This is a genomic window from Stenotrophomonas sp. PvP093, from assembly GCF_017876915.1.
GTDB classification, from domain to species: Bacteria; Pseudomonadota; Gammaproteobacteria; order Xanthomonadales; family Xanthomonadaceae; genus Stenotrophomonas; species Stenotrophomonas muris.
This window is the reverse complement of record NZ_JAGIOX010000001.1, coordinates 155,534-178,269: the sequence shown is the minus strand read 5'-3', so window position 1 is coordinate 178,269 and position 22,736 is coordinate 155,534. Positions and strand designations below refer to the sequence as shown.

17 protein-coding genes are annotated in these 22,736 nt (G+C 67.5%); 11 read left to right on the top strand and 6 right to left on the bottom strand.

Translation table 11 applies throughout. From position 1 onward, the window contains the following. Positions 1-7: 7 nt before the first annotated feature. The 3 genes from aceA to J3A72_RS00810 all read left to right on the top strand — a co-directional run bounded on the left by aceA (position 8) and on the right by J3A72_RS00810 (position 5,288). Positions 8-1,309 carry an isocitrate lyase gene (aceA, locus tag J3A72_RS00820; RefSeq protein ID WP_019661879.1) on the top strand — a complete coding sequence of 434 codons (1,302 nt, stop codon included), beginning with the start codon at positions 8-10 and terminating at the stop codon, positions 1,307-1,309. A 432-nt stretch (positions 1,310-1,741) separates the two neighbouring features. Beyond that, complete coding sequence (locus J3A72_RS00815; RefSeq protein WP_032956218.1) at positions 1,742-2,782, top strand: GGDEF domain-containing protein; 1,041 nt, start codon at positions 1,742-1,744, stop codon at positions 2,780-2,782. Positions 2,783-2,795: 13 nt separating this feature from the next. Next, positions 2,796-5,288 (top strand): putative peptide modification system cyclase, encoded by a 2,493-nt coding sequence (locus J3A72_RS00810; RefSeq protein ID WP_032956217.1) that lies wholly within the window; start codon positions 2,796-2,798, stop codon positions 5,286-5,288. 7 nt (positions 5,289-5,295) lie between these two features. Here J3A72_RS00810 and J3A72_RS00805 read toward each other — a convergent pair whose 3' ends face one another. Next, on the bottom strand, positions 5,296-5,589 hold the full coding sequence (locus J3A72_RS00805; protein WP_032956215.1) for an NHLP-related RiPP peptide: 294 nt from the start codon (positions 5,587-5,589) through the stop codon (positions 5,296-5,298). Between the two features lie 138 nt (positions 5,590-5,727). Here J3A72_RS00805 and J3A72_RS00800 point away from each other — a divergent pair, with 138 nt between their 5' ends. After that, on the top strand, positions 5,728-6,894 hold the full coding sequence (locus J3A72_RS00800; protein WP_075076691.1) for a putative peptide maturation dehydrogenase: 1,167 nt from the start codon (positions 5,728-5,730) through the stop codon (positions 6,892-6,894). A 19-nt stretch (positions 6,895-6,913) separates the two neighbouring features. Here the strand turns inward: J3A72_RS00800 and J3A72_RS00795 are convergent, their stop codons facing one another. Genes J3A72_RS00795 through J3A72_RS00785 form a run of 3 tightly spaced genes read right to left on the bottom strand, consistent with a single transcriptional unit; the run spans position 6,914 to position 11,722 of the window. Next, complete coding sequence (locus J3A72_RS00795; RefSeq protein WP_075076695.1) at positions 6,914-8,896, bottom strand: acetyl/propionyl/methylcrotonyl-CoA carboxylase subunit alpha; 1,983 nt, start codon at positions 8,894-8,896, stop codon at positions 6,914-6,916. Positions 8,897-8,937: 41 nt separating this feature from the next. After that, a complete protein-coding gene (locus J3A72_RS00790; protein WP_014645570.1) occupies positions 8,938-10,548 on the bottom strand; it encodes a carboxyl transferase domain-containing protein in 1,611 nt (536 codons plus the stop codon). Positions 10,549-10,558: 10 nt separating this feature from the next. Continuing rightward, a complete protein-coding gene (locus tag J3A72_RS00785) occupies positions 10,559-11,722 on the bottom strand; it encodes an isovaleryl-CoA dehydrogenase (RefSeq protein ID WP_032956208.1) in 1,164 nt (387 codons plus the stop codon). A gap of 159 nt (positions 11,723-11,881) precedes the next feature. Here J3A72_RS00785 and J3A72_RS00780 point away from each other — a divergent pair, with 159 nt between their 5' ends. The 3 genes from J3A72_RS00780 (at position 11,882) to J3A72_RS00770 (ending at position 14,880) form a co-directional block, all read left to right on the top strand. Next, positions 11,882-12,499 (top strand): TetR/AcrR family transcriptional regulator, encoded by a 618-nt coding sequence (locus J3A72_RS00780; protein ID WP_014645572.1) that lies wholly within the window; start codon positions 11,882-11,884, stop codon positions 12,497-12,499. Positions 12,500-12,707: 208 nt separating this feature from the next. Beyond that, on the top strand, positions 12,708-13,226 hold the full coding sequence (locus J3A72_RS00775; RefSeq protein ID WP_014035592.1) for a c-type cytochrome: 519 nt from the start codon (positions 12,708-12,710) through the stop codon (positions 13,224-13,226). A 208-nt stretch (positions 13,227-13,434) separates the two neighbouring features. Beyond that, positions 13,435-14,880: an ExeM/NucH family extracellular endonuclease gene (locus J3A72_RS00770; protein ID WP_075076690.1), complete on the top strand. Its 1,446-nt coding sequence runs from the start codon at positions 13,435-13,437 to the stop codon at positions 14,878-14,880. Positions 14,881-15,002: 122 nt separating this feature from the next. Here the strand turns inward: J3A72_RS00770 and J3A72_RS00765 are convergent, their stop codons facing one another. Beyond that, complete coding sequence (locus J3A72_RS00765; protein WP_075076408.1) at positions 15,003-15,860, bottom strand: hypothetical protein; 858 nt, start codon at positions 15,858-15,860, stop codon at positions 15,003-15,005. 43 nt (positions 15,861-15,903) lie between these two features. Here J3A72_RS00765 and J3A72_RS00760 point away from each other — a divergent pair, with 43 nt between their 5' ends. Then, positions 15,904-16,575: a CocE/NonD family hydrolase gene (locus J3A72_RS00760; protein ID WP_014645576.1), complete on the top strand. Its 672-nt coding sequence runs from the start codon at positions 15,904-15,906 to the stop codon at positions 16,573-16,575. Next, the gene (gene zapE / locus J3A72_RS00755) at positions 16,572-17,672 is read left to right on the top strand and encodes a cell division protein ZapE (RefSeq protein ID WP_049441797.1); all 1,101 of its coding nucleotides are present in this window, start codon (positions 16,572-16,574) and stop codon (positions 17,670-17,672) included. The genes J3A72_RS00760 and zapE overlap by 4 nt, the downstream gene beginning before the upstream one ends. A 100-nt stretch (positions 17,673-17,772) precedes the next feature. Here the strand turns inward: zapE and J3A72_RS00750 are convergent, their stop codons facing one another. After that, entirely contained in the window at positions 17,773-18,609 is an 837-nt protein-coding gene (locus J3A72_RS00750) for a DUF2884 family protein (protein ID WP_032956617.1), read from the bottom strand. A gap of 554 nt (positions 18,610-19,163) precedes the next feature. Here J3A72_RS00750 and J3A72_RS00745 point away from each other — a divergent pair. After that, entirely contained in the window at positions 19,164-21,566 is a 2,403-nt protein-coding gene (locus J3A72_RS00745) for a ribonucleoside-diphosphate reductase subunit alpha (protein ID WP_075076407.1), read from the top strand. A 144-nt stretch (positions 21,567-21,710) separates the two neighbouring features. Further along, on the top strand, positions 21,711-22,730 hold the full coding sequence (locus J3A72_RS00740; RefSeq protein WP_005420683.1) for a ribonucleotide-diphosphate reductase subunit beta: 1,020 nt from the start codon (positions 21,711-21,713) through the stop codon (positions 22,728-22,730). Positions 22,731-22,736: the final 6 nt, after the last annotated feature.

Here is a 22,736-nt window from a genome sequence, read left to right as displayed (position 1 = left end):
GAAAGACATGAGCAAGCTGCCCACTGCCGAACAGATCCAGCACGACTGGGATACCAACCCGCGCTGGGAAGGCATCCAGCGCAACTACAGTGCCGCCGACGTGGTGCGCCTGCGCGGCACCGTCCACATCGAGCATTCGCTGGCCCGCCTGGGTGCGGAGAAGCTGTGGGCGTCGCTGCATGAGCGCGAGTTCGTCAACGCGCTGGGTGCATTGACCGGCAACCAGGCCATGCAGCAGGTCAAGGCGGGCCTGAAGGCGATCTACCTGTCCGGTTGGCAGGTGGCGGCCGACGCCAACCTGGCCGGGCAGATGTATCCGGACCAGTCGCTGTACCCGGCCGATTCGGTGCCGGCAGTGGTCAAGCGCATCAACAACACGCTGCTGCGCGCCGACCAGCTGCACCACGCCGAAGGCAAGGACGACATCGACTTCCTGCAGCCGATCGTCGCCGATGCCGAGGCTGGCTTCGGCGGCGTGCTCAATGCGTTCGAGCTGATGAAGGCGATGATCGAGGCCGGTGCCGCCGGCGTGCATTTCGAAGACCAGTTGGCGTCGGTGAAGAAGTGCGGGCACATGGGCGGCAAGGTGCTGGTGCCGACCCGCGAGGCGATCGAGAAGCTCAATGCCGCGCGCCTGGCCGCCGATGTGCTGGGTGTGCCGACCCTGCTGGTGGCGCGTACCGATGCCGAAGCGGCGGATCTGCTGACCAGCGACATCGACGGCAACGACAAGCCGTTCACCACCGGCGAGCGCACCGTCGAAGGCTTCTACAAGACCCGCAACGGACTGGACCAGGCGATCAGCCGTGGCCTGGCCTACGCGCCCTACGCCGACCTAGTGTGGTGCGAGACCGGCAAGCCGGACCTGGAATTCGCACGCAAGTTCGCCGAGGCGATCCATGCGAAGTTTCCGGGCAAGCTGCTGGCCTACAACTGCTCGCCCAGCTTCAACTGGAAGAAGAACCTGGACGACGCCACCATTGCGAAGTTCCAGCGCGAACTGGGCAGCTACGGCTACAAGTTCCAGTTCATCACCCTGGCCGGGTTCCATGCGTTGAACTACGGCATGTTCAATCTGGCCCACGGCTACGCACGCCGCCAGATGAGCGCGTTCGTCGAGTTGCAGGAAGCCGAGTTCGAAGCGGCCGAGCGCGGCTTCACTGCGGTCAAGCACCAGCGCGAGGTCGGTACCGGCTACTTCGATGCGGTGACCCAGGCGATCCAGCAGGGCCAGTCGTCGACCACCGCGCTGACCGGCTCGACCGAGGAAGAACAGTTCCATGGCGGGCGCAGCGAACGCGCGGCGTGATGCGGCGCGCCGCGTGATCCGGTGGTGCCGGCCGCTGGCCGGCAACCCATCGATGTTTCCGAAGCCCATGCAGTTGCCGGCCAGCGGCCGGCACTACCGGGCTCCGGGTGATCAGGGTGGCCAGGGAAGGGCCAGACAACGCCGGCCGGTCGGGGGACCTGCCGGCGTTGTTGTATCGATGCAAGGGCGCAGCACGCGCGGAGCGTCAATCAGGCGCACCCCGGTGCCGGCAACTTGGCCGAAACCCTGTGAAACCCGGCATCGGATTGATCCAGCAGGAGTTTTGCCCGGACACCCGTGACCAGAACGGGCCATCACCGATCTTCACATCAATCAAGATCGGCAGAAGGGTCAAAATGAGATAGGGCGCACACTTTAAAGCGGTGCTATGCTCCGCGGCTCACCAGGGGACGCTGGCGGCGGGTGCAGGGAATGACCGGCAGGGGTGCGGCCGAGAACAGTGATGTGACGACAGGTATCGCCCGGGTGGCGATGGCCGAGATCGTGCACGCTCTGTTGTCCGATGCCGAGGTGGCATTGTTCGCCAGATTCGCCCGCGCATGCAAGCTCCGTGCCGGACAGTGGCTGTTCCAGCGTGGCCACCGCGGCGAGCGCATGTATGTGATCCTCGAAGGCCAGATCGAACTGGACTTCGGCGAGGACCTGGTGATCAAGACGCTCGGGCAGCACGAGTTCTTCGGAGAACTGGGCCTGCTGGTCGGCGACCACCTGCGCAGCGCCAGTGCGCGCGCGCTGGTCGACTGCGATGTGCTGGAGCTGGGCCCGGCCGATTTCCATCGGCTGGTCGAATCCGATCCCGGCCTGGTGGCCTATTTCCTGCGCCGCACGATCATGCGCGTGCTGGCCAACGAACAGGCACTGATCGCACAGCTGCGCCGGCGCAACCACGATCTGGAAACCGCGCTGGACAATCTGTACATCACTACCCATCAGTTGACCCACACCCGTGAGCTGGTGCGTACCGATGAACTGACCGGGCTGCACAACCGGCGAGGCCTCACCCTGTACCTGCAGGAGTGCCGCGAGCGGGCCGAGGGGCCGCCGCAGGCGCTGCTGCTGATCGATTGCGACCGCTTCAAGCAGATCAACGACCGCCACGGCCACCAGGCCGGCGACCGCGTGCTGCAGAGCATGGGCAACATCCTGCGCTCGATGGCCGGCGAGCAGGACCTGGCCTGCCGGCTTGGTGGCGATGAGTTCTGCCTGATCCTGCGCCGTGGCAATCACGAGATCGTGCAGCACGCGGCCGAGTTCATCATCAGTGCGGTGCATGGCCTGCTCGAGCGCAGCCATGGCACGCCGCATGTGAGCCTGGTCAGCATCGGCGCCTGCCTGCTGGCGCCGGAGGCAGGCTGGAGCGAGTGGTATGCCTGCGCGGATCGTGCGCTGTACCAGGCCAAGCGCGATGGCGGCAACTGCCTGCGCTGGGCGGATGATCCGGACGGCCAATAGGGAGAGGCAGGCGATGAATGGCGACAACGGAACGTCAGCCCCGCATAGCCCACAGCTGCGCGCCCTGCTGTTCACCGATCTGTGTGATTCGCTGCAGCTGGTCGAGCGGATCGGCGATGTGGCGGCGGCAAGCCTGTTCCAGGAACACGATCGCCTGGTACTGGTGCTGCAGCAGCGCTGGAACGGCCAGCTGATCGATCGCTCCGATGGCTTGTTCATGCTGTTCGAGCGCGTCGTCGACGCACTGGGCTTCGCCCTGGACTACCAGCGCGAACTGCACGCGCTGGGCCAGCAGCGCGCGATTGAACTGCGCGCGCGCGCCGGCCTGCACGTGGGCGACGTGCTGACCTGGGAGAACAGTGCCGAGGCGGTCCGTGCCGGTGCCAAGTCGATGGAGGTGGAAGGCTTGGCCAAGCCGATGGCGGCGCGCCTGATGATGCTGGCCCGCCCCGGCCAGATCCTGCTGTCGGCGGTGGCCGAATCGCTGACCCGCCGTGCCACCGATGCACTGGGCGAGCGTGGCACGCGCCTGCTGTGGAAATCGCACGGGCGCTGGCGCTTCAAGGGCGTGCCGGTGGTGCAGGAAGTGATCGAAGTGGGCGAGATCGGTTCGGCGCCGCTGCGCATGCCGCGCGCCAACGCCAAGGCGCGCCGCGACCTGCCGCTATGGCGGCAACCGCTGGTGCTGGCCGCCGAAGGCCTGATCCTTGCCGCGGCCGTGCTGGGCGGCTGGCTGCTGCTGCGGTCGGAGCCGGCCATTGCCTTCGCCGAACGTGACTGGGTGGTGCTTGGCGATGTCGACAACCTCACCGGCGATCCGATCTTCGATGACTCGATGCGGCACGCGATCCGGATCGCGCTGGAACAGTCGCGCTACGTGAACGTGCTGTCGGAAGGCAAGATCCGCGAAAGCCTGGAAATGGCGCGGCTTTCGGGCGATACCCGGCTCAACCGCGATACCGCGGTCGATGTGGCGGTGCGTGAGGGCGCACGCGCGGTGCTGCTGCCGACCGTGCGGCAGAAGATCGGTGGCTACGAGCTGGCCATCGATGTTGCCGCACCGGGCAGTGGCCAGGTGATCCAGACCTTCACCGCCACCGCCGATCGATCCGACCAGATGGTGTTCGCCGTGGACGACGTGGTCGGTCGCCTGCGTCGCGGACTGGGCGAGTCGGTGGCCAGCCTGGAGCAATCCCTGCCGCTGCCGCGCGCCTCGACCCAGGACCTGCGCGCACTGCGTGCGTTCGCGCTGGCCGAGAGCGCACTGGGTCAGCGTCGCTTCGAAGAAGCACGCAACCTCTACCAGGCCGCGATCGACATCGATCCCGGTTTTGCCTTGGCCTACATGGGCGTGGCCAAGCTGCATGCGCGCGTCGAGGAAGGGCGGCGCGCGCGCGAAGCCATGCAGCACGCGCTGGACCTGCAGGATCGCCTGCCGCCACGCGAGCGGCTGTACCTGAAGGCCTGGATGGCCGAGCTGGAGCCCGGTGGCTGGCCGCTGGAGCACTGGCGCACGCTGGCCAAGGTCTATCCGGATTCGTTCGCGGGGCTGTCCAACACGTCCTGGTACCTGTTGCAGGCCAACCAGTTCAGCGAGGCCGAACCCTATGCGCGTGCGGCTGCGGTGCCGCAGGATCCGCTGCGCCTGTATCCGCTGGTCCACCTGGTGCGGATACAGATCGCCGCCAACCAGCCGCAGCTTGCGGCCGGGACGCTGGCCCAGGCACAGGTCCTGCGCGGTCGTGATGATGTCGATGAGACCGGCGTGGACGTGCTGGTGGCGCAGGGACAGTATGCGAAGGCCGCGCAGCTGCTGCCGCAGATCCGTGCCACCGATGCCCTGCAGCAGCGCATGAAGCTGCGCGCGCAGCTGCTGCTGGCGGCCGCGCAGCGCGATTGCGCGGCCATGCAGCAGGCGGTACGCGAAGACGCACCGGCGCCGACGCTGGCCGACTTCCAGGTGCAGCAGCGACTGCAGCACGCCAGCGTATCGGCGCTGTGCGGCACGGCGGACCGGACCGGACTGCAGGCCATCGCCGCACTGCTGCAGCCGATGCTGCAGGAGCGCGATGATCCCATGCTGCATGCGCGTGTCCTGCAATGGCTGGCGCTGGTGCACCTGGCCCAGCGCCAGGGCCAGTTCGATCTGGCCAGGCGCTGGCTGGACGAGCAGCGGCCGCTGCTGAGCAGCCTGCGTAGTCCAGTCGCGGAACGCTGGCTGCGCATCGTCAGCGCGGAGGATCAACTGCAGATGCAGCGACCGGATGCCGCCCGCACCCTGATCGAGCCGATGCTCGACGGCAACGAGCCGGTGCAGGCCCACGTGGTGCTGCTGCTCGCGTTGCGTGCGCAGGGCGACGCCGCCGCCGTCCGCCGCCAGCAGGCCTGGCTGGCCCAGCACCGGGGCCGGGCGATTGCCGAGGTCACCGCGCTGCAGGTGTGGCAACCGCTGAACGTGCATGACGTCTCCACGTGGGCGACGCCGGCCACGGCCGGCGCACCGTGATGGTCGGTCAGCCGTCGATGCGTTCGCCGACCTTGCCGGCTTCGAAGCAGAACACCACGGTCATGGCCGCTACCGACCCGGACAGGTGGGCCTGCAGCCCATCACGCACCCGGCTCAGCTCCTCGACCGAGGCCAGGGTGCCGATCTTCATGCAGTCGTTCTCGCCAACGGCACCGTCCAGCCCGATCGAGGCCAGGGCCTTGGCCGGCGAAGCGGTGAAGTGGCTGCGGAACGCTTCGCTGCCGATCAGGTGGTCCAGCAGGGTGCTGGCGTCGGCGGCGGAAAGACGGGGATGGCTCATGGGGATTGTCCGTAGGTGGAGCTACTCGTATCGGCCGCGACAGCCTGCCATTGAGGGCCGCGCTGTGCACGTCGCTAAAGTTGGCCGCGCTGCGGTCGTTGCTGCTATGCCGGCTGTGCGGCACAAGGAAGGAAACCGATGCGCCTGCGCCGCTGCGCCAGCCTGATGTTCGAGCCTCGCGAGGCGGTCACCCTGGACCTGCGTGCGATGCTGGCCGGCCACGCCGAGATGGACAGCCAGATCAGCTGGGTGGCGCTGGCCGCCCACCTGGACCAGCCACTGCCGGTGGACGCCGAGGAGCGCCAGCTGCTGGGCGGGCTCAGCGCGCACCGCTGGAGCGAACCGCCCGCCGATGCCTGCCCGGCCATGCTGGCCCGCCTGGTCGAACAGGGCCTGCTGTTGACCGACCCACCGAGCGAGGTGGGGCACCAGATGCGCGACGAGGCGCTGCGGCGCAGCCAGTGGTGGCCATTGGCTGCGCTGGCCCATCGCCATGCGCGCTGGCAGGCCGTGGACAGCGTGGAGGACATGCGCCGGCAGGGGTTGGACACCGCGGCCGGCCTGCGCCAGCGCCTGGGGCCGCCACCGCCGGTGGTGCAGCCGATGCAGGGCGACTACCAGCCGCTGCCGCGCAGCGAAGAGGCCGCGTTCGATGCACTGCTGGCGCGTCGCACCACCTGCCGCAATTTCGACCCGCAGCGCGCGTTGCCGCTGCCGCTGCTGGCCCAGGTGCTGCAGCGGACGTTGATGGCGCACGCGGTGCAGAAGGTCGGGCGCGATACCGAGTTCCTGAAGAAGAACGTGCCTTCCGGTGGCGGCCTGCATCCCACCGAGGGCTTCCTGCTGGTGCAGAACGTGGAAGGATTGGCACCGGGCTTGTACCACTATCATCCGGTGCAGCACGCCGTGCTGCCGCTGCCCTCGCCACCGCCGCAGGCGTTGCCTGCGATGGCGCGGCGGATGCTGTCCGGGCAGGCGTGGTTCGCCGATGCGCCAGCGCTGCTGGTACTGGCACCGCGTTATGACCGCTGCTTCTGGAAGTATCGCAACCATGCCAAGGCGCACCGTGCGGTGACGCTGGACGTGGGCCACATTTCGCAGTTGCTGTACCTGTGCGCCACCGAGCGCGGGCTGGCAGCATTCGTGACAGCGGCGATCAACGATGCCGATGTCGATCGTGCTTTTGGGTTCGATGGCATCGGCCAGAGCGCGATGGCCATCTGTGGCCTGGGCTGGCGCAGTGCCACGCTGGACACGGCCGAATTCGATCCGGCCGGGCGGGTGGCGACGGGCGACGACCGCTGAGCGGCCGCCGCCCCGGCGATCAGGTCGCCTCGAAGTCCACCAGCACCGCGCCGTCGCCGACCTGGTCGCCGGCCTTGGCACGGTAACCCTTCACCGTGCCATCGGCCGGTGCCTGCAGGGTGTGCTCCATCTTCATCGCTTCCAGCACCACCAGCGGCGTGCCGCGCTTGACCTCGGTACCGGCCGCGACCAGCGTGGCCACGATCCTGCCCGGCATGGGTGCCAGCAGGCTGCCGGCGTCGGCCACGGCGTGGTCCGATTCACCCACTGGATCATGCAGGGTGAAGCGGTGCTGGCCGTCGGCGCCGAACAGGTACAGCTGGTTACCGTCGCGCAGCAGCTGCAGCGACCCGCGGCGCTCGCCCAGCTGCACCGTCAGTCCGTGCACATCGGCCGTGCCGATCACCCGCACCGGTGCAGCGTCATCGCACTGCACGCGCCAGCCATCGGCCTGCGCCCACACCTTCAGCGTGCGCTTGCGTTCGCCCTGCTGCAGCGGCACTACGCGCGGCGCGGACGCGCCGAGGCGCCAGCCATCCTGTGACCGCCACGGCGAATGCGGATCGCGCACGTCGGTGCTGGCGGGCGCCGTGCTTGCCACCGCGGCCACGGCGGCCAGCAGCCACAGGTCCGCACCCGCGTCGCCCACGGCACTCAATGCCGCCTGTTCGCGTTCGATCAGCGCCGTATCCAGCCTGGCGTGCGCGAACGAATCGGTATTCACCAGGCGGCGCAGGAAGCCGGCGTTGGTGGTCACGCCCACCACCTGGCAGTCGGCCAGGGCCTGGCTCATGCGGCGCAGCGCGGCGTCGCGGTCCACGTCCCAGACGATCAGCTTGGCGATCATCGGATCGTAGTACGGGGTGATGCTGTCACCTTCCTCCACGCCGGTATCGACGCGCACGTTGGCCGACGCTGCCGGCAGGCGCAGGCGGCGCAGGGTGCCGGTGGAGGGCAGGAAGCCACGGTCGGCATCCTCGGCGTACAGCCGCGCTTCGATCGCGTGGCCATGGATGGCCAGCTGGTCCTGGCGCAGCGGCAGCGGTTGGCCCGAAGCCACGCGCAGCTGCCACTCCACCAGGTCGGTGCCGGTGATGTATTCGGTGACCGGGTGCTCGACCTGCAGGCGGGTGTTCATTTCCATGAAGTAGAAATCGCCGTCCGGGCCGGCGATGAATTCCACCGTGCCCGCACCCTCATAGCCCACTGCGCGTGCGGCATCGACCGCGGCCTTGCCCATTGCAGCACGACGTTCCGCGCTCATGCCCGGCGCGGGTGCTTCTTCCAGCACCTTCTGGTGGCGGCGCTGCACCGAGCAGTCGCGCTCGAACAGGTAGACCGCCTCACCGTGGCTGTCGCCGAACACCTGGATCTCGATATGGCGCGGGCGCTCGACGTACTTCTCGACCAGCACGTGGTCGTTGCCGAACGCCGAGGCCGCCTCGCGCTGGCAACTGGCCAGCGCATCGACGAAGTCCTCGCTGCGTTCGACCTTGCGCATGCCCTTGCCACCGCCACCGGCGCTGGCCTTGATCAGCACCGGGTAGCCGATGCCATCGGCCTGCGCGCGCAGGAAGTCCGGCGCCTGCTGGTCACCGTGGTAACCCGGCGTCAGCGGCACACCGGCCTTGGCCATCAGCGCCTTGGCCGCGCTCTTGTCACCCATCGCTCGGATCGCGCTGGGCGGTGGCCCGATGAAGGTGATGCCGGCGGCGGCGCAGGCATCGGCGAAGTCGGCATTCTCGGACAGGAAGCCGTAACCGGGGTGGATGGCCTGTGCACCGGTAGCGCGCGCGGCATCAAGCAGGGCATCGCTGCGCAGGTAGCTCTCGCGTGCGGCGGCCGGGCCGATGTGGACGGCTTCATCGGCCAGGCGCACGTGGCGTGCGTTGCGGTCGGCATCGGAATACACCGCCACGGTGGCGATGCCGAGGCGGCGGCAGGTGGCGATGACGCGGCAGGCGATTTCGCCGCGGTTGGCGATCAGGACTTTGCTGAACATGGCAACGTGCTTCATAGGAGCGTGCTCGGTCATGGCACGGGTCACATGCGGAACACGCCGAAGCGCGTCTGCTGCGGGGCGGCGTTGAGGCTGGCCGACAGCGCCAGCGCCAGCACCTGGCGGGTGTCGGCCGGATCGATCACGCCGTCGTCCCACAGGCGCGCGCTGGCGTAGTACGGGTGGCCCTGCTGTTCGAACTGGTCGCGGATCGGTGCCTTGAAGGCATCCTCTTCCGCCGCCGGCCACTGGCCGCCCTTGGCTTCAATGCCATCGCGCTTGACCGTGGCCAGCACACTGGCGGCCTGCTCGCCGCCCATCACGCCGATGCGCGCGTTCGGCCACATCCACAGGAAGTTCGGCGAGTACGCACGGCCGCACATGCCGTAGTTGCCGGCACCGAACGAGCCGCCGATCACCACGGTGAACTTGGGCACCCTGGCACAGGCCACCGCCATCACCAGCTTGGCGCCGTCCTTGGCGATGCCGCCCTGTTCGTACTTGCGGCCGACCATGAAGCCGGTGATGTTCTGCAGGAACACCAGCGGGATGTTGCGCTGGGTGCACAGCTCGATGAAGTGCGCGCCCTTCAGGGCCGACTCGGAGAACAGGATCCCGTTGTTGGCGATGATGCCGATCGGGTAGCCGTTCAGATGGGCGAAACCGGTCACCAGCGTTGCGCCGTAGCGCGGCTTGAACTCGTCGAAGCGCGAGCCATCCACCAGCCGCGCGATCACTTCGCGAACGTCGTAGGGTTTGCGCGTATCGGCCGGGATCACGCCATACAGCTCATGGGCCGGCAGCAATGGCGCTTCAGGGGGCCGCACCGCCATCGCCGGTTCCGGCTTGCGCCAGTTGAGCTGGGCGATGATCGCGCGCACCCGTGCCAGTGCCTGCAGATCGTTGTCGGCCATGTGGTCGGCCACGCCGGAGATGCGGGTGTGCACGTCGGCGCCACCCAGTTCCTCGGCCGTGACCACTTCACCGGTGGCCGCCTTCACCAGCGGCGGGCCACCGAGGAAGATCGTGCCCTGCTCGCGCACGATCACGGTCTCGTCGCTCATCGCCGGCACATAGGCGCCACCGGCAGTGCAGCTGCCCATCACGCAGGCGATCTGCGGAATGCCCTGCGCCGACAGGTTGGCCTGGTTGTAGAAGATGCGGCCGAAATGGTCGCGGTCGGGGAAGACTTCGTCCTGCAGCGGCAGGAACGCGCCACCGGAATCGACCAGGTAGATGCACGGCAGGTGGTTCTGCTCGGCGATCTCCTGCGCGCGCAGGTGCTTCTTCACCGTCATCGGGTAGTAGGTGCCGCCCTTGACCGTGGCGTCGTTGGCCACGATCACGCATTCCACGCCGCTCACCCGGCCGATGCCGGCCACCACGCCCGCGGCGGGCACGGCGTCTTCATACATGCCGTGCGCGGCCAACGGCGCGATTTCCAGGAAGGCGCTGCCGGGGTCGAGCAGGGCGTCGATGCGGTCGCGCACCAGCAGCTTGCCGCGCGCGGTGTGCTTGGCGCGTGCCGCCTCACTGCCACCCAGCGCGGTGCGCGCGAGGGTGGCATGCAGGTCGTCGACTACGGCCTGCATGGCCGCGCGGTTGCTTTCAAACGTTTCGCTGCCCGGTTGCAGCTGGCTGTTCAGGACGGTCATCGCGGTGGCCTTACAGGGTGCGCTGGAATAGTTCGCGGCCGATCAGCATGCGGCGGATCTCCGAGGTGCCGGCGCCGATTTCATACAGCTTGGCGTCGCGCCACAAGCGGCCGGTCGGATATTCGTTGATGTAGCCGTTGCCGCCGAGGATCTGGATCGCCTGGCCGGTCAGCCAGGTGGCCTTCTCGGCGGCGTACAGGATCGCACCGGCGGCGTCCTGGCGGGTGGTGCGGCCCTGGTCGCAGGCGCGCGCCACGGCATAGACATACGCGCGGCAGGCACCCAGGCCCACGTACATGTCGGCGATCTTGGCCTGGATCAGCTGGAAGCTGCCGATCGGTTCGCCGAACTGGTGGCGCTCGTGCACATAGGGCATGACCACGTCCATGGCCGCGGCCATCAGGCCCAGCGGGCCACCGGACAGCACCACGCGCTCGTAGTCCAGGCCGGACATCAGTACGCGCACGCCACCGCCGACCTGGCCCAGCACGTTCTCTTCGGGAATCTCGCAGTCCTGGAACACCAGCTCGCAGGTGGGCGAGGAGCGCATGCCGAGCTTGTCCAGCTTCTGCGCGGTGGAGAAGCCCTTCATGCCCTTCTCGACCAGGAACGCGGTGATGCCCTTGGCACCGGCCTCCATGTCGGTCTTGGCGTAGACCACCAGCACGTCGGCATCCGGGCCGTTGGTGATCCACATCTTGTTGCCGTTGAGCACGTAGCGGTCGCCGCGCTTGTCGGCGCGCAGCTTCATCGACACCACGTCCGAACCGGCACCCGGTTCGCTCATCGCCAGTGCGCCGACCAGGCTGCCATTGCACAGGCCGGGCAGGAAGCGCCGCTTCTGTTCTTCGTTGCCGTTCTTGCGCAGCTGGTTCACGCACAGGTTGGAGTGCGCGCCATAGGACAGGCCGATGCCGCCGGAGGCGCGCGAGATTTCTTCCATCGCCACCACGTGGGCCAGGTAGCCCATGCCGGTACCACCGTATTCTTCTTCCACGGTGAGACCGAGCAGGCCCTGTTCGCCCAGCTTCGGCCACAGGGCCAGGGGGAACTGGTTGCTGGCATCAGCCTCGGCGGCCAGCGGTGCGACCTCGGCGGCGGCAAAATGGGCCACGCTCTGGCGCAGCAGGTCGATGTCTTCGCCAAGATCGAAGTTCAGGGATGGCACGTGCATTGTGGTGGCTCCACGGCGGGATGGCAGGGAATGGACGCACCCGGCGGGGGAGCGGGCGGCGGTCGGCAGGACCGCCACCCGCACGGGCGATGGCCCCAGCGTAGCGGGGTTCGGATAAGAAGTGAATACGAATTCAAAAATTGAAACTAGAATCAGAACATGGCCTATAAACGCTCTGCATTGATGGAAGAACGCCTGGCGGGCGCCCGTGAACGGATCCTGCTGGCCACCCGCGAGCTGGTCGCCACCGGCGGCTGGCGCAACGCCCCGGTGACCGCCGTGGCGACCCAGGCGGGGGTGTCCACCGGCCTGATCTATCGCCACTTCCCGTCCAAGGCCGAGCTGTTCGTGGAGGTGCTCAACGCCGCGGTGGCCCACGAGGTCGCGATCATGGAGCGCATCGCCAGCGGTCCGGAGGTGGCCAGCGAGCGCCTGCGGCTGGCAATCACCGCCTTCGTCCGCCGCGCCCTGGCCGGGCCGGGGCTGGCGCACGCCTTCATCGTCGAACCGGTCGATCCGGACGTGGAGGCCGAGCGCATGCGCGGACGTCGCGCGTTCGGCGACGTGTTCCTGCGGCTGGTGGAGGAAGGCGTGGCCGCCGGTGAGCTGCCGGCGCAGGACGCGCATGTGGCCGCCGCGTGCCTGGTCGGCGCCTTCACCGAAGCGATGGTCGGTCCGACCGCGCCCAGCCGCGAAGCGCACCGCGACGAAGACGCGCTGGTGGATGCGATCTGCAGCTTCTGCCTGCGCGCGATCGGTGCCCCGGTAATCCGGTAGCGCCGGCCGCTGGCCGGCTTCTGTTGCTGGGGTCAGATCCCTTTTGCGGCGCAAAAGGGATCTGACCCCATCCCCGACCCCAGCCCCCGGCATGTTGCGCCGCACCAGCAGTGACGCCTGTTGTCGCACGCAAGGCGCGTTCTATACTCGGTCCATCACGCAGTCGCTCAGCCGTGGTCCAACGACTATCAGCCAGGGGTAACGAAGAGTGCGGAATTACGATCTGGAGTTCCTGAAACGCTTCTCCATGGTGATCGCGCTGCTGGCGACCATCACCCTCGGCCTCATCCTCCTTGCCGCCTACATCCACACCCGGATTCCGCCCGAGGTGTCGCCGACCGCGGCCAAGCGCACCGAACAGCGCATTTCGCCCACCGGCGCGGTCTATGCCGGCAGCACCGGCGCCGCCGCGCAGGCCGCGGCCAAGGCCGCCGCGCTGGCCAAGGCGGCGTCGCAGGTGGCCTACGGCGGCACCAAGGATGGCAAGGTGATCTTCGACAACCTGTGCACCGCCTGCCACACCAACGGTGTGGGCATGGCACCGACGCTGGACCATTCGCATTGGGACAAGCGCATCGCGCAGGGCAAGGACACCCTCTACAAGCACGCCATCGAGGGCTATACCGGCCCCGACGGCGGCATCATGCCGCCCAAGGGCGGCAACCCGGCGCTGACCGAAGAACAGATCCACGCCACCGTGGACTGGATGCTGGGCAACCTGAAGTAACCGCCGCAACGCGCCGCTTCCTGTAGAGCCGAGCCCGCGCTCGGCTGCTCTCCGCGCGGTGTGGCCAGGTGCAGCCGAGCATGGGCTCGGCTCTACGATCCCCCGGCTTTGCCCACCGAGGCCTGATCGCTCATATGCCCCCGCTGCGCAGGCGGGGTTTCGCATTTCAGGGTTAGTCTGTGCGCCTCTTCCATGGAGTCGCCCGTTGATGCGCCGCCGTTCCCTCGCCCTTGCCCTGTCCCTGCTGCTGCCGGCCGGCGCCTTTGCCCAGGCCCAGCCGCAGGCCACGCCGGTCGCGCCGCCCTCCGTCGCGCGCGGCAGCGCCACTGTGGTGCTGACCGCTGCGCCGGCCGACTGGCGCGCGCTGGATGGGCAGCGCGTGCGCATCGCCGCGCCGCTTACCCTGGCCGGTACCGATGGCCTGCAGCACTTCGGCCAGCTCACGGTGGCGTTCGATGGCGGCCTCTGGCAGCCGACCGAAGTGGCCGCGCCGGGCACTGCCGGCTATGAGCAGGTGATGGCCGACAACCAGCGCCGCCGCCTGGTGCTGGAGGATGGCAGCGATGCCCGCGACCCCGCCAGCGTGCCCTACCTGCCGGGCAACCCGGTGCTGCGCACCGGCATGCAGCTGCGCAACGTGGAGGGCATCGTGCGCGTGGACGCGCAGGGCCATCCGCGCCTGCAGGTCGAAGGCGCGCTGAAGCTGCCGGAACTGAAGCGCCCGGCAGTACCCACGGTGCCGGGCAGCCTGCACGTGGCCGCCTTCAACCTGGAGAATTTCTTCAATGGTGACGGCCAGGGCGGTGGCTTCCCGACGCTGCGCGGCGCGCGCACGTTGGACGAGCACAAGGCGCAGCTCGCCAAGCTGGTCACCACGGTCAACGCGTTGGGCGCCGATGTCGCTGCGCTGATGGAACTGGAGAACGACGGCTACGGCCCGCACTCGGCCATCGCCGAACTGGTCGATGCGCTCAACCGCGACCGCGGCGCGCAGGGCGACTGGCGCTTCGTCGACGCCGGCAACGGCCCCGGCGACAACCCGATCCGGGTCGGGATCATCTACCGAAGCACGCGCCTGCAGCCGGTCGGCAAGCCGGCCACGCTGACCGGCGGCCCGTTCGTCGAGCACAGCCGCGTACCGTTGGCGCAGGCCTTCCAGGGCAAGCAGGGGGCGCCGTTCGTGGTGGTTGCCAACCATTTCAAATCGAAGGGTTGCCGTGACGCGGCCGGTGCCGACGCCGATCGCAACGACAATCAGGGCTGCTGGAACGCCACCCGTGTGACGTCGGCGCAGCAGCTGCACGCCTGGCTGCAGACCGATCCGACCGGTACCGGCGCCAGGGACGCGGTGCTGCTGGGTGACTTCAATGCCTACGCGATGGAAGACCCGATCCGCGCCCTGCATGATCTGGGCTGGCAGGACGCGTTCAAGGTTGCCAAGGTCGAGCATCCCTACAGCTACGTCTACAACGGCTACACCGGCCGCCTCGACCACGCCCTGCTGAACCCGGGCATGGCCAGGCGCCTGCGCGGTGCCGCCGAATGGCACAGCAACGCCGACGAGCAGGACGCCAGCGGCTACCAGGGCCGCAACGTGCAGGGCCCGTGGCGCAGCTCCGACCACGACCCGCTGCTGCTGGGCTTCGACAAGTAACGCGACAGGCCGGGGTCGGATCCCATTCCCACGGAATGGGCTCTGACCCAAGGCATCGCGGGGTCTGAGGCGTAGGGGTCAGAGCCCATTCCGTGGGAATGGGATCCGACCCCGGGTATCGCTCACCCCCAGGCGATCATCCCGATCGCCAGCACCGCCAGTGCCAGGCCGGCGCGGTTCCACTTCGTGGTGGCCTCGCCGAAGACGAACATGCCTACCAGCGCGCCCAGCACCACCACGCCGATGTTCATGCCGGCGAACACGGTGGCCGGGCTCTCTGGCATCGCCTGGTGCGCATGCACATAGAACAGGATGTTGCCGCCATTGAGCAGGCCCAGCAGTGCACCCGCGCCGAGGTTGCGCCAGGTCAGTCGGCTGCGGCCACTGACATGCCGCCACAGCTGCATTGCCAGCATCAGCACGAAGGCGACGCTGAAACTGGCCAGCACCGCCGCCATCGACGGCGTGCCGGACAGCGCCACCTGCTTGAGCAGCACGTCCACCACTGCGAATCCGGCCCATACGCCCAGCAGCCAACCCCAGCCGCCGGGTGAGGACGCCACCGCCGGGCCGCGCGGGCGCAGGCTGATGGCCACCATCGCCAGCAGGCCCAGGCCCAGGCCGGCCAGTTTCCAGGGCGTTGCGGTCTGGCCGAAGCACAGGAAGGCGGCGGCCAGGGAAAGCAGCAACGACAGCCGCTGCGCCACGTCGCTGCGGACGATGCCGGCCACCGCCACCGCGCGGCCCAGTACCAGGAAGATCGAGGGCAGCACCACCGCCAGCGCCAGCAGTGACAGCCACGGCGCATGCGGCGCGCGCAGCGCATCCAGCGGTGGCTGCAGCACCACGGCGGTGAGCGTTGCCGCCACCAGATAGTTCCAGGTGACCATCTGCGCAACATCCAGCTGGCGGCGTGCGGCCACCTTCAACAACACCGAAACCAGCACACTGCAGATCACGGCCAGTGACAGATAGAGCATGGGGCGGGCACAGGGCAGGGGCGGGGGACGGTATCATGGTGCCATGCACAAGCCCTTGTTCCCCGTCGCCCCCGGCGAAACCGCCTGCCTCGAACTGGACGGCCCGGCCGGCCCGCTGGAAGTGGTCGTCGACCTGCCCAAGGCCGATGTGCCGGTGCAGCCGATCGTGGCCATCGTCTGCCATCCGCTGTCCACCGAAGGTGGCACCCTGCACAACAAGGTGGTCACCATGACCGCCTCCACCCTGCGCGAGCTGGGCATCGCCACGGTGCGCTTCAACTTCCGCAGCGTGGGTGGTTCGGCTGGCACCTTCGATGGCGGCGTGGGCGAGCAGGATGACCTGAAGGCCGTCGCGGCCTGGGTGCGCAGCCAGCGCCCGGATGACCGCCTGTGGCTGGCCGGTTTCAGCTTCGGCGCGTTCGTGTCGCTGAAGGCCGCCGCCACGCTGCAGCCGGAAGCGCTGATCTCGATCGCGCCGCCAGCCGGTCGCTGGGATTTCGACGGCATCGCGCCGCCGGCGCGCTGGCTGGTGATCCAGGGCGAGCAGGACGAGATCGTCGACCCGCAGGCCGTCTACCAGTGGCTGGACACGCTGGACGCCCCGCATGAGCTGGTACGCATGCCCGAGACCAGCCACTTCTTCCACCGCAAGCTGATCGACCTGCGCGGCGCGCTGACCCACGGCGTCAAGCACTGGCTGGGCGCGGCGGCATGAGTGCACCCGAGCTGACCCCGTCGCAGCGGTATGCGGAAGGGGTTGCCCGTGGCGACTGGCAGAACGATCCGGCCCAGCATGCGGCGCTGGCCGAGCTGGACCGCATCCACCTGGGCCTGCTGGACAGTGCCGAGGATGGCTGGCTGGACCGCCTGTCTTCGTTCTGGAAGAAGCCCGAGCCGATCAAGGGCCTGTACTTCTGGGGCGGCGTCGGCCGTGGCAAGACCTTCCTGGTCGACCTGTTCTACGACGGGCTGCCGATCAAGCAGAAGTACCGCACCCATTTCCACCGCTTCATGCGCAGCGTCCATGAGCGCCTGCGCGAGCACCAGGGCCAGAGCGACCCGCTGGCGAAGATCGCCCAGGAATGGCGCAGCAACCTGCGCGTGCTGGTGCTGGACGAGTTCTTCGTCACCGACATCGGCGATGCGATGCTGCTGGCGCGGCTGCTCGAGCGCCTGTTCGCCGAGGGCGTGACCCTGGTCACCACCTCCAACACCGCAGTGGAGAACCTGTACCTCAACGGCCTGCAGCGCGAGAGCTTCCTGCCGGCCATCGGCCTGCTGCAGCGCTTCTGCGTGGAGCTGTACGCCGAAGGTACCGAGGATTACCGGATGCGCGCGCTGACCCGCTCGCCGGTATACCGCGCACCGCTGGCGGCCGACAGCGACGACTGGCTGGCCACGCGCTGGAACGAGCTGAGCGGCGGCCAGCCGGCCAAGCCCGGCAACATCGAGATCGAGGGCCGCAAGATTCCGGTACGCGGCCGTGGCAAGAGCATTGCCTGGTTCGATTTCGCCGCGCTGTGCGAAGGCCCGCGCGGGCCCTCGGATTACATCGAGATCGCGCACGAGTTCAACACGGTGCTGCTGGGCGGCATTCCCGCCTTCGACCGCTTGAATGAGGATGCCGCGCGCCGCTTCGTCAACCTGATCGACGAGCTGTACGACCGCCACGTCAACCTGGTCTGCACCGCCAGCACCTCGCCGATCGAGCTGTACACCGGCCAGCGCCTGCAGGGCGCGTTCGAACGCACCGCCTCGCGCCTGATCGAGATGCAGAGCGCCGAGTACCTGGGTACCCCGCACCGGGCGTGAGGGCGGTTTACTGTAGAGCCGAGCCCACGCTCGGCTGCTTCTGGATGATGTGCCGAAAGGGAGCCGAGCATGGGCTCGGCTCTACAGCAGCGCCGCGCAGCTATCGGGAAGGCGCCACCGCATTCCCACGCGGCCGCTCATCCGGCCCGGCCGACACCTGCAGGCCCGAGCCATCGCCGTGCTCCACCCGAACGCTCTCGCTGCGCTCCAGCAGCCGCAGCGGTTGGCCTTGGTAGCGCACTTCCAGCGCGTCATGGGTGTCGGCCAGCGACTGCACCAGCGGGCACAGCGACTGTGCTTGGGCCTCGATGCGTTCGGCGCGGCCTTCCAGCTGCTGTTCCATCTGCGCGTCCAGACGGTCGGCGCGTGCCTCCATCGCATCGCTGCGTCCGGTGAAGATCTGCCACAGCATGCTGCGGGCGATGGAGGCGGACAGCGACTCGGCCATGTCCTGCACCTTGGCCTCGAAGCCTGGCCCGAACACAGCCTGTTCCCAGTAGCCCTTGCCCAGCGTGCCGCCGATCCAGTCATCGGCCTGCCGGCGCAGGCGCCGGACCTTGCGGCTGTTGGCGGTACCGGTGAGGCTTTCATAGACCCCGTCGAGCACGTCGAAGCTCAGTCCGCTCACTTCATGGGCCAGCGCCGTGGCGGCCGGCATCAGCTGCCGTGCCCCGGCCTCCATCTGCCGAAGGCGGGCCGCGTCGGCCTCGCTGACCGGCACGACCGTGTCGTCCAGGCTCAGCACGCCATCGTGGAACACCACCTCGTGCGGTGCCTGCGGGCCATGCCGCAGCCAGATGCCACCGCTGTCCACCAGCACGTCATAGTCGGTGTGTATACCGCACTGGTCCGCGCGCAGCTTCGGGGTGTCAGCGGCAATTGCAGGTACGGTGACCACAGCAGCCAGCAGGGCCAAGGCGGGTGCTGACAGGCGCATGGTGGAATCCTTTCCGGTCATTGCAGGACCCCAGCATCCCGCGTTCGGCAGGCGCCGTCACCCGCCGAAAGTCACTGCGCGATGGCGATCCGTCCGGCCATACCGGCTTTCCCACCGGCTGCCCACCACCTATCCACAGGGTTGTCCCTAGCCAGTTTCATCACTGTCATGTGAAGCTGTCATTGTTCCGTTTTCGCGGTGCGTTGTGCCACCGCAATGACGCCTTTCGGACTTGACTGCGCAGCCCGTTCCGGCAGGTCTGAAGCGTCTGATCAGGGCGCCGATGGCACGATCCTTGCGGCGCAAGGGATTGCCGAATTTCACTACATTTGGCGTTGACGGACCCCATTACCCCCACTATCTTGTGGCCGTCGGTCGCAGCAACCCCCATTCCAGGGGTTGCCCCGGGGTACCCATCCGCGATCGTCAACGGCAGTGGCAGGCGCAGGGTCTCATCCCCTGCGACGCCGTCCTGCCATCCTGGGCTGTCATGTCCCGGGCCGCGTCACCCGATGCATCGAGCACCCCCAAATCACGCCAAGAGGACACACGCCGTGAGCACCGAATCCAGCGCCACCATCGAGAAGGAAAGCGAATTCCTGTTGACGTCGCCGCCGACGGCCAACGCGATGAGTGTGACCAAGCGCAATGGGACCACCGAACTGGTGGACCTGAACAAGATCGTGCGTGCGGTGCAGCGTTCCTCCGAAGGCCTGCACGCCGTCGACCCGATGCGCGTGGCCACCCGCACCATTTCCGGCCTGTACAACGGTGCCACCACCCGCGAGCTGGACGAACTGTCCATCCGCACCGCCGCCCTGCTGATCGGTGAAGAGCCCGAGTACGGCCGTCTCGCCGCGCGCCTGCTGGCCAACTACATCGCCAAGGAAGTCTCGGGCCAGGAAATCTACGCCTTCTCGCAGTCGGTCAGCCGTGGCCATGAAGTCGGCCTGATCAACGACCGCCTGCTGAACTTCGTGCAGACCAACGCACGCAAGCTCAACGATGCCATCGACATCTCGCTGGACCTGAACTTCGATTACTTCGGCCTGCGTACCCTGTACGACCGTTACCTGCTGCGCCACCCGCACACCCGCAAGGTGATCGAGACCCCGCAGCAGTTCTTCCTGCGCATCGCCAGCGCGCTGAGCGAGGACGTGTCCGAGACCCTGGCGCTGTACAAGCGCATGGGCAACCTGGACTACCTGCCGTCCAGCCCGACCCTGTTCAATTCCGGCACCACCCACGAGCAGCTGTCCTCGTGCTTCCTGCTGGACTCGCCGCAGGACTCGCTGGAATCGATCTATTCCAAGTACGGCGACATCGCCCAGCTGTCGAAGTTCTCCGGCGGCATCGGCGTCAGCTACACCCGCGTGCGTTCGCGTGGTTCGCTGATCAAGTCGACCAACGGCCATTCCAACGGCATCGTGCCGTGGCTGAAGACCATGGATTCGTCGGTGGCCGCAGTGAATCAGGGCGGCAAGCGTAAGGGCGCGGCCTGCGTGTACCTGGAAACCTGGCACGCCGACATCGAGGACTTCCTCGAGCTGCGCGACAACACCGGTGACGAAGCCCGTCGTGCGCACAACCTGAACCTGGCCAACTGGGTGCCGGACCTGTTCATGAAGCGCGTCGAAGCCGACCAGGAATGGTCGCTGTTCGATCCGCGCGTCGTGCCGGAGTTCACCGACCTGTTCGGCGAAGCCTTCGAGCAGGCCTACCTGCAGGCCGAAGCCCAGGGCAAGGCCAACCGCACCATCTCCGCGCGCAAGCTGTATGCCCGCATGATGCGTACCCTGGCCGAGACCGGCAACGGCTGGATGACCTTCAAGGACAAGTGCAACCGCGCCAGCAACCAGACCCTGCGCCCGGGCAACGTGATCCACCTGTCCAACCTGTGCACCGAAATCCTGGAAGTCACTTCCAACGATGAAACCGCCGTGTGCAACCTGGGTTCGATCAACCTGGGCAACCACTTCGACGAGCACAACGAGTTCGACTTCGACAAGCTGGCCGAGACCGTTCGCCTGGCCGTGCGCCAGCTCGACCGCGTCATCGACCTGAACTTCTACCCGATCGAAACCGCCCGCCGCGCCAACCTGCGCTGGCGTCCGGTCGGCCTGGGCTGCATGGGCCTGCAGGACGTGTTCTTCCGCAAGCGCCTGCCGTTCGACAGCGCCGAAGCCCGCGCCCTGTCGAAGAAGATTGCCGAAGCGATCTACTTCCACGCGCTGGAAACCTCCTGCGAGCTGGCCCAGGAACGTGGCAAGCACCCGTCGTTCAACGACACCCGTGCCGCCGGTGGCGAACTGCAGTTCGACGCCTGGAACGTGGTGCCGGAAGACACCGCGCGCTGGGATGCCCTGCGCGCCCGCATCAAGGAACACGGCCTGCGCAACTCGCTGATGATCGCGATCGCCCCGACCGCGACCATCGCCTCGATCGCCGGCTGCTACGAGTGCGTCGAGCCGCAGGTGTCCAACCTGTTCAAGCGCGAGACCCTGTCCGGTGACTTCCTGCAGGTCAACCGCTACCTGGTCAACGAGCTGAAGAAGCTGGGCCTGTGGACCGCCGACATGCGCGATGCCATCAAGCTGGCCGAAGGCTCCATCGCCGGCGTGGCGCAGATTCCGGAAACGCTGCGCGAGGTCTACCGCACCGCGTGGGAACTGCCGATGCGTTCGCTGATCGACATGGCCGCCGAGCGTGGCGCCTTCATCGACCAGTCGGCCTCGCTCAACCTGTTCATGGAAAGCCCGAACATCGGCGCGATGTCCTCCATGTACATGTACGCCTGGAAGCAGGGCATCAAGACCACCTACTACCTGCGTTCGCGCCCGGCCACCAAGATCGCCAAGACCACGGTCAGCGCTGCGGCCCCGGCCAAGGTGTTCAGCCCGGACGAAGCCATCGCCTGCTCGCTGGAAAACCCGGAAGCCTGCGAGGCCTGCCAGTAAGACACCGCGCGGTGGGTGCCGACCGTTGGTCGGCACTCGAACACCTCGCACCTGTAGAGCCGAGCCATGCTCGGCTGCGGAAAAACACACACGGTAGCGCCGGGCCACGCCCGGCGGCTCACCCAGGAATTCAAGGAAACACCCATGGCCGACAAGCCCAAGCAGATGCTGCTCGATCCCGGTTTTGAACTGACCCTGCGCCCGATGCGCTACCCACAGTTCTATGACATGTACCGGAATGCGATCAAGAACACCTGGACGGTGGAAGAGATCAACTTCCAGATCGACATCACCGACCTGCACAGCAAGATGTCGCCGGGTGAGCGCCACCTGATCCACCGCCTGGTCGCGTTCTTCGCCACCGGCGATTCGATCGTGTCCAACAACCTGGTGCTGAACCTGTACCAGCACTTGAATGCGCCCGAAGCGCGCATGTACCTGTCGCGCCAGCTGTATGAGGAAGCACTGCACGTGCAGTTCTACCTGACCCTGCTGGACAACTACCTGCCGGATCCGGAAGAGCGCGCCAAGGCGTTCTCGGCGGTGGAGAACATCGACTCGATCAAGAAGAAGGCCGATTTCTGCTTCAAGTGGATCGACTCGATCCAGGACCTGACCCGCATCGAGACCCGCGAACAGCGCCGCCAGTTCCTGCTCAACCAGATCTGCTTTGCCGCGTGCATCGAAGGCCTGTTCTTCTTCGCTGCGTTCGCCTACGTGTACTACTTCCGTTCGCGCGGCCTGCTGCCGGGCCTGGCCTCGGGCACCAACTGGGTGTTCCGCGACGAGAGCGCGCACATGGAGTTTGCGTTCGAGTCGGTGCGCGTGGTGCGTGAGGAAGAGCCGGACCTGTTCGACGACGAGATGAAGCAGCAGGTCTACGACATGCTGGCCGAAGCCATCGAATGCGAAGTGCAGTTCGCCGAGGACGTGCTGTCCGGCGGCGTGGCCGGCATCTCGACCCGCGACATGCGCCAGTACCTGCAGCACTGCGCCGACCAGCATTTCGCCAAGCTGGGCATGGAAAAGAAGTACAACGTGCGCAACCCGCTGCCGTTCATGGAACTGCAGGACGTGCAGGAGCTGACCAACTTCTTCGAACGCCGCGTCTCGGCCTACCAGGTCGGCGTTCAGGGCGAAGTCGCCTTCGACATGAACTTCTGATCGAAC

Bases quoted from the DNA above. Each gene is read 5' to 3' on its own strand.
- aceA (WP_019661879.1), top strand. From the start codon at position 8: ATGAGCAAGCTGCCCACTGCCGAACAGATCCAGCACGACTGGGATACC.
- J3A72_RS00815 (WP_032956218.1), top strand. From the start codon at position 1,742: ATGACCGGCAGGGGTGCGGCCGAGAACAGTGATGTGACGACAGGTATC.
- J3A72_RS00810 (WP_032956217.1), top strand. From the start codon at position 2,796: ATGAATGGCGACAACGGAACGTCAGCCCCGCATAGCCCACAGCTGCGC.
- J3A72_RS00805 (WP_032956215.1), bottom strand. From the start codon at position 5,589: ATGAGCCATCCCCGTCTTTCCGCCGCCGACGCCAGCACCCTGCTGGAC.
- J3A72_RS00800 (WP_075076691.1), top strand. From the start codon at position 5,728: ATGCGCCTGCGCCGCTGCGCCAGCCTGATGTTCGAGCCTCGCGAGGCG.
- J3A72_RS00795 (WP_075076695.1), bottom strand. From the start codon at position 8,896: ATGTTCAGCAAAGTCCTGATCGCCAACCGCGGCGAAATCGCCTGCCGC.
- J3A72_RS00790 (WP_014645570.1), bottom strand. From the start codon at position 10,548: ATGACCGTCCTGAACAGCCAGCTGCAACCGGGCAGCGAAACGTTTGAA.
- J3A72_RS00785 (WP_032956208.1), bottom strand. From the start codon at position 11,722: ATGCACGTGCCATCCCTGAACTTCGATCTTGGCGAAGACATCGACCTG.
- J3A72_RS00780 (WP_014645572.1), top strand. From the start codon at position 11,882: ATGGCCTATAAACGCTCTGCATTGATGGAAGAACGCCTGGCGGGCGCC.
- J3A72_RS00770 (WP_075076690.1), top strand. From the start codon at position 13,435: ATGCGCCGCCGTTCCCTCGCCCTTGCCCTGTCCCTGCTGCTGCCGGCC.
- J3A72_RS00765 (WP_075076408.1), bottom strand. From the start codon at position 15,860: ATGCTCTATCTGTCACTGGCCGTGATCTGCAGTGTGCTGGTTTCGGTG.
- J3A72_RS00760 (WP_014645576.1), top strand. From the start codon at position 15,904: ATGCACAAGCCCTTGTTCCCCGTCGCCCCCGGCGAAACCGCCTGCCTC.
- zapE (WP_049441797.1), top strand. From the start codon at position 16,572: ATGAGTGCACCCGAGCTGACCCCGTCGCAGCGGTATGCGGAAGGGGTT.
- J3A72_RS00750 (WP_032956617.1), bottom strand. From the start codon at position 18,609: ATGCGCCTGTCAGCACCCGCCTTGGCCCTGCTGGCTGCTGTGGTCACC.
- J3A72_RS00740 (WP_005420683.1), top strand. From the start codon at position 21,711: ATGGCCGACAAGCCCAAGCAGATGCTGCTCGATCCCGGTTTTGAACTG.